5 protein-coding genes are annotated in these 6,720 nt (G+C 36.0%); 2 read left to right on the top strand and 3 right to left on the bottom strand.

Annotated elements, in window-relative coordinates:
- Positions 1-2: 2 nt before the first annotated feature.
- Positions 3-761, top strand: coding sequence for a hypothetical protein (locus I3259_RS05440; protein ID WP_238028688.1), 759 nt, complete (start codon positions 3-5; stop codon positions 759-761).
- A gap of 63 nt (positions 762-824) precedes the next feature.
- On the opposite strand, the gene ttcA is transcribed toward I3259_RS05440, so the two are convergent.
- Entirely contained in the window at positions 825-1,718 is an 894-nt protein-coding gene (gene ttcA, locus I3259_RS05445; protein ID WP_238028689.1) for a tRNA 2-thiocytidine(32) synthetase TtcA, read from the bottom strand.
- Positions 1,719-1,912: 194 nt separating this feature from the next.
- The gene (locus tag I3259_RS05450; RefSeq protein WP_238028690.1) at positions 1,913-3,088 is read right to left on the bottom strand and encodes a D-alanyl-D-alanine carboxypeptidase family protein; all 1,176 of its coding nucleotides are present in this window, start codon (positions 3,086-3,088) and stop codon (positions 1,913-1,915) included.
- Between the two features lie 356 nt (positions 3,089-3,444).
- Between I3259_RS05450 and I3259_RS05455 the strand changes: the two genes are divergently transcribed.
- Positions 3,445-4,926 (top strand): carboxypeptidase M32, encoded by a 1,482-nt coding sequence (locus tag I3259_RS05455; RefSeq protein ID WP_238028691.1) that lies wholly within the window; start codon positions 3,445-3,447, stop codon positions 4,924-4,926.
- A 74-nt stretch (positions 4,927-5,000) separates the two neighbouring features.
- Here I3259_RS05455 and I3259_RS05460 read toward each other — a convergent pair whose 3' ends face one another.
- On the bottom strand, positions 5,001-6,350 hold the full coding sequence (locus I3259_RS05460) for a hypothetical protein (protein WP_238028692.1): 1,350 nt from the start codon (positions 6,348-6,350) through the stop codon (positions 5,001-5,003).
- Positions 6,351-6,720: the final 370 nt, after the last annotated feature.

Genomic DNA, 6,720 nt, shown 5'->3' on the forward strand with positions numbered 1-6,720 from the left:
GTATGAAAAGAGTGATCCAATATACCGGTTTAGCCCTGATTATTGGGTTGCTCTGTGTCTTTATGTTCAAGCCTGACAAAGCAACAAACATAATACAAGCACCAAAAATAGTAAAAGATACGCCACCTGCAATAGATGAGAAAATATTAATACACAACCTTGGTGAGGTTGCTGAAGTGCCCAAAGGATTCAAGATACTGAGTCTTGAAGAGGAACTAATGATTAATGATCCCACTTATGTTGCTGAAGAACACCTTGAAGGTAACCCACTACTTCATAGCGATAACCATCAAATCACAACATCCATCGATACACCCATTAACTTACTAACAGGCGAAGATCTCTGGCTTTACCGACCCTATTTACTAGACAAAGTGAAACAAGAGCAAGGCATATCAATGCTACCGATTGAAAGCATTGTGGAAATAAATAATGAATTGCTCAGTGATTTAACTATTGGTGATAGCTTAGTTTTTACCATGCCAAATGGTGTTGAACAACAAATAATAGTATCAAAGATAAATAAAATAAGTGACAAGGTAACATCTTGGGATCTTCAAAACACACAACGCCAAGATATAGGGAAAATTACACAGATAAGTAACTTAACAGAAGGTTCGTTTATTACTGACAATAAAGACGAATACCACTTAAGAACCGTGAATAATAAAGGATGGATAACCAGTAAAAGTCAGTTGATGAGTAACAACGATAATACAGTAAAAAGAAACAGTGAGGCGTTTTCTGAACTTCTTAAATAAAGGGCTAAATTCTTTGTCATATTTGACAACGTTATTAGCCCATTATTTTAATGAATATGTTTATTAAACGTTAGTCACATCAATAAACATAGACTCATCAATGTTTGTTGAAGAGACTGTCGCCTCAGTAAAGGCATACTCAGCCTTCTCACCTTCGCGATCTAATGGCAAGTTAACAAAATCAAACAGGTTCTTATCTGCTAACTGGCTTGGGCTGATATTTTGGATAGATTTAAAGATAGCATCTACACGCCCCGGTGTTTTCTTATCCCAATCAATTAACATCGCTTTAATGCTTTGACGTTGCAGATTTTCTTGAGAGCCACACAGGTTACACGGAATAATTGGGAACGCTTTATGCTCTGCGTATTTAATTAAATCTTTTTCACGACAGTAACTTAATGGACGAATAACAACGTTACGACCATCATCTGAACGTAATTTAGGTGGCATCGCCTTTAGACGAGAACCGTGGAACATGTTTAAGAACAATGTCTCAACAATATCATCTAAGTGATGTCCTAGTGCAATCTTAGTCGCACCAATTTTTTCAGCAAAAGAGTACAGCGTACCACGACGTAAACGAGAACAAAGACCACAGGTTGTTTTACCTTCTTCCACTTTCTCTTTCACTACTGAGTAAGTATCTTTATCTACGATATAGTATGGAATATTTAAGCTAGCAAAATACTCTGGCAAAATATGCTCAGGGAAACCTGGTTGCTTTTGATCTAAGTTAACCGCAACAACATCAAAATTGATCGGCGCTGCTTTTTTCAGATTCAATAAGATATCCAGCATCGCAAATGAGTCCTTGCCGCCACTGATACATGCCATCACAACATCATTTTCTTCAATCATGTTGTAGTCAATAATGGCGTTACCGACATTACGACGTAGACGCTTTTGCAGCTTATTAAATTCAAGTACTTCTTTACGATTATCTGTCTGATTCATTACTACTTCTCTCACCATCGGTAAACCCGACAGTAGAATTGCTGGATAAGAATTTATAGGGCGTGAATTATACGGATTTTAGCTTCAACAGGAAATAGTAAACTGCGAAAAGCTTGGTTGGATAAGTAGATACAAAAAAGCTCGGCCTTAACCGAGCTTTTAACGTATGATTTTAAACTGACAATGTAGATGAATTAACTAAATAATCCTGCAAAGAACTTTTTAACGTGATCAACAAGGCGACTGAAAATACTGCCTTCTTCAACGGCCTCTAATGCTACAAGCGGTTGAGATGCGACTTCTTTACCATCAACCAAGTAAAGCACCTTACCGACTTCTTCACCTTTTGCTATTGGTGCATCAAGCTGACCATTTAGCTCAACACTTGCCGTCAGTTTTTTGGTATCATTACGTGACAGTGTCACATAACTTGAGCTGTCAACACCTAGCTCAACGTTTTCTTTGTTACCAAACCACACGCGTTCAGATAAAATCTTATCTCCTGCTTTATGAGGAACAACAGTTTCAAAGAAACGGAAACCGTAATTTAATAAAGCCTTACTTTCACTTTCACGGGTTTTGGTACTTTTTGTTCCCATCACAACCGCAATTAAACGCATATCACCTTCAGTTGCAGAACTTGTTAAGCTATAACCTGCACCGCTAGTGTAGCCAGTTTTCATACCATCAACATTCATGCTTTTATCATGCAATAAACCGTTACGGTTACGTTGAGTAATATTGTTATAAGTAAATGACGTTTCACTGTATAGCGGATAAATAGAAGGCAAGTCGCGAATTAACGCCTGTCCTAATAATGCAATATCATACGGCGTAGTATAAAGATCGCTGTGATCTAAGCCATGTGGATTAGCAAAGTGTGAAGAATTCATTCCTAGCTTTTTAGCCCATGAATTCATTAAACCGACAAAAGCTTGCTCAGATCCTGCAACGTGTTCAGCAAGTGCAACACTTGCATCATTACCTGATTGAATAATTAAACCACGGAACAAATCCATCAAAGGGACTTCACTTCCCACTTCAATAAACATTTTTGAAGAATCTGGGAAATTACGTGCCCAAGCATTACGGCTAATAACCACAATATCATCTTTATTGATATTACCCTGCTTCATTTCCTGACCCGCAACATAACTAGTCATTAATTTAGTTAAACTTGCAGGATTTAATTTTTCGTTAGCATTCTTCTCGACTAATACTTGACCCGTATTGTAGTCCATTAATACATAACCCTTTGCACTTAACGTCGGTGCATCAGGAATAACAGAAGGTGCTGCTAATGATGAAAACGACACAGTACAAAGCGCAGTTACACCAACGAGAGAAAAAAGCGGTGATGTCTTTTTCATTTGAGGCAAAGTCCCTTAAAAATACGATAAAACAATCTAATATAACTATTTGCAACGCTGTAATGTCACAAATAAGTTCAAATAGGTATATAGATTGGCGTCCATTATAGCGTTAACAATATGAAAAACTTCATTTTGTAACACTGTTTTACGATTTACATGTCATCTTTACATTTATAGCGTTAATGCCAGTAAATATAAACGTTTTATAGCGCTTCTATCATGTTTTTTTATTATTGCTCACGTTGTTATAATTTTTTAAACGTTTTAATGAACCTTTATTTTTTTACTGGCTATTCAATAGTTAACACATAAGGTAAATTTGTTTTTTAACAGCCAAATATTAGGACAAATCAATGAGCTATTACCAAAAATTAGAACAGCATGCTCGTAAGTTATCGCGATTAGACCATTTAAGCGCAATATGTGGTTGGGATCAGGCTGCAATGATGCCAAGTGGTGGTGCTGAAGCACGTTCTGAAGCTATGGCTGAACTTGCCGTTCTTGCACATGAGTTATCAACGGCTGATTACCTTGCTGATTGGTTTAAAAAAGCAGAGCAAGAACAATTATCTGACGCTGAACGTATCAGCCTCGCTGCGCTAAAACGTCAATGGATGATGCATAATATCTTGCCTGCCGAGCTGGTGGAGCAAAAGTCCTTATTAGGCTCACAATGTGAACATGCTTGGCGTACCCAGCGTAAAGAAAATGACTGGGAAGGATTTAAACAAAACTTAGCTCCTGTCGTAAAACTTGCACGTCAAGAAGCGGCTATCCGCTCTAAAGCAACAGGATTAAGTCTGTATGATGCCCTACTCGATCTTTACGAACCAGGAATGACATCTGAAATTCTCGATGGTATTTTTGCTGATGTAAAATCGTGGTTACCGCAACTCATTCAAGATGTACAAAATAAGCAGAAGAATGAAGCCTTATTGCCTTTAACTGGAACATTCCCAATTGCCGAGCAAAACGCATTAAGTCTCGACGTCATGAAGCTATTAAACTTCGATTTTAATCACGGGCGTTTAGATATCAGTACTCACCCATTCTGTGGTGGAGTATCAACTGATGTACGTATTACAACCCGTTATGATGAAACTGACTTTACATCAGCGTTAATGGGCGTTATTCATGAAACAGGTCATGCACGTTATGAGCAAGGTTTACCGCATCAATGGCGAGATCTGCCTGTAGGCCAAGCCCGTTCAATGGGGATTCATGAAAGTCAGTCACTGTTTTTTGAAATGCAGCTTTCACGCAATATCGACTTTGCAAGAAAACTGGCTCCATTGGCGCAGAAAACATTTAACCGTGAAGTCGATAGTGCGTTGACGGCTGAAAACCTCAACACAATTAATACTCGCGTCAAACCGGGTTTTATTCGTGTTGATGCTGATGAAGTGACTTACCCTGCCCACGTTATTCTGCGTTATGAAATTGAACGAGATCTTATTGAAGGCAATATCGAGGTTGATGATATTCCAGAAATTTGGGATCAAAAAATGCAGGCTTATCTTGGTATTGATACTAAAGGTAACTTCAAAGATGGTTGTATGCAGGATATTCACTGGACTGACGGTAGCTTTGGTTATTTTCCATCTTATACGTTGGGTGCTATGTACGCCGCACAATTTATGGCAGCAATGAAGAAAGTAGTAGATGTTGAAGCGGCAATCACATCCGGTGATTTATCACCTATTTTCACATGGCTTGAAACGAATATCTGGTCAAAAGGATGTACGCTTTCAACAGATGAATTAGTTAAACAAGCGACGGGTGATACATTAAATCCTCGTTTCTTTAAACAGCATTTAATGGCTCGTTATTTGTAAGTAAAAAACCAGAGCATGATTATATATGCTCTGGTTTTTTTATAAATATATTATTTCAAATATAAACCGTTATATTATTTTATAACTTCCGTTTTACTATTCCATTCTTTGAAAATAGTATCAGCAAGTTCTTTATTTTCAGTGATGATATATGGCCTTTTAATCGTGTCATTGATTGAACGTCCATGGTTAAAAATAATAAAATTAGTATCTAATTCTGACGCTGCCGTTTTAGATATAATGAACTCTGTACCATCATCATTAATACCTGAAATTGCTAGATCACCATCACTTGTTATCTTCCAATCTAATGGATCAGATTCTGCTCCATTTTCTAAAATTGTAACTTTATTAACATCTTGAGAAAATTTGAAAGTTGCGAAGTCAGGGTCTGGAGTATCTGACGTTGAATCATCCCAAAAATGATAGAATGTTTTTCCTGCAAAATCACTTTCAGTAAGTTTAACGTACTCATTAAGTTTTTCGGTTTTATCTTTCTCAATAAATAAAGATAGTTCTTTTTGGGTCGTCTTTATTAGCATCCAGTCAGGACTAACATGTACAACGTAATCTAATGGATCATTATCAATCTTAAAACTATTCTCGTAATATTCGATACTATTTGTTTCTTTTTCACCATTATTTTCCGATGAAACTTCAGTTTCATTAAAGGTAACATTAGCAAAAACGCCTTCTTCTCCAAACTGAGATTTATAGGTATGAATAACAGTGAATACTTCTGAAATTAAGCGTTCCTTGAGAGATATATCATAAACACTTTCATCTAAATCTTTACCATTATTCACATCTTCATCAATTGATTTTTTTATATTCTTTGCTGATTCAATTAACTTAGATGATTCAAAACCATTCGCAATTCGCTCAGTAAGAGCTCTTGCCAAAGCATGAACTTTTCCAGCTTCAGATTTACTCTCATCTACCAGTTTCTTTGCAACATAATCAGCATTTATATAACCAGAAGGCAAGTCTAATTCAGTTTGTAATTCTTCCAATGTTTTATCAGTTTTGTATGCCATGGTTGAGAATGGTGAGATAATATCAATGCCAGAATCAGCAACAAAAGTGAAATCTTTATCGATTTTACCCTCTTTGTCTGAATCAGATGTTACACCAGCAATTGCTTTAATGATAATGGGATATTTAGTGTCTTTCTCTTCAACACTAAATTCACCATTTGTACCTGTAACTTGTTCTAGTTTTTCATCTTCATCGGCAATTTTGTTTTTGTTTCTGTCAACATAGATATCAGCATTAACTAAATATCCATCTATTGCTTTGTATTCTTTAGTAGTTACAGGGTCATCTGCTGGTGCTGGTGCTGGAGTTGAATCATCACCACCGCCACCACAAGCACTCAGTGTTAATGCCGTAGCAATCGCTAAAAATACTTTAGTTTTTTTCATTACATATCCTGTCATGTGTTATTTATGAATTAATCATGGATGAAGATTTTAATTTCAACGGAGAGTAATTATTTGCGCCCAAAGTTTCAAATTTAATACAAGATTAAACGTATATTTAAAAAACTGAAGCGTGAAGATAAATTGTTATTTTATTTTAATAAAATTAAAGTCTTAATAATATTCAACTATGTTTATCGAGTTACGTAGAGTTTAAATCAATATTATCAACTTAAATCTAAATTATAAATTACGACTGACTTCACAAAAAGATTTAATATGATAAATGATGATTAATTTATCTAACTATTAAATTAAACCTGATTACCACTATTTAACAGCTACTGTTAAATTATCTCCTATACTTCAAAAT

The organism is Photobacterium sp. Ph5, from assembly GCF_022129445.1.
GTDB lineage: Bacteria > Pseudomonadota > Gammaproteobacteria > Enterobacterales > Vibrionaceae > Photobacterium.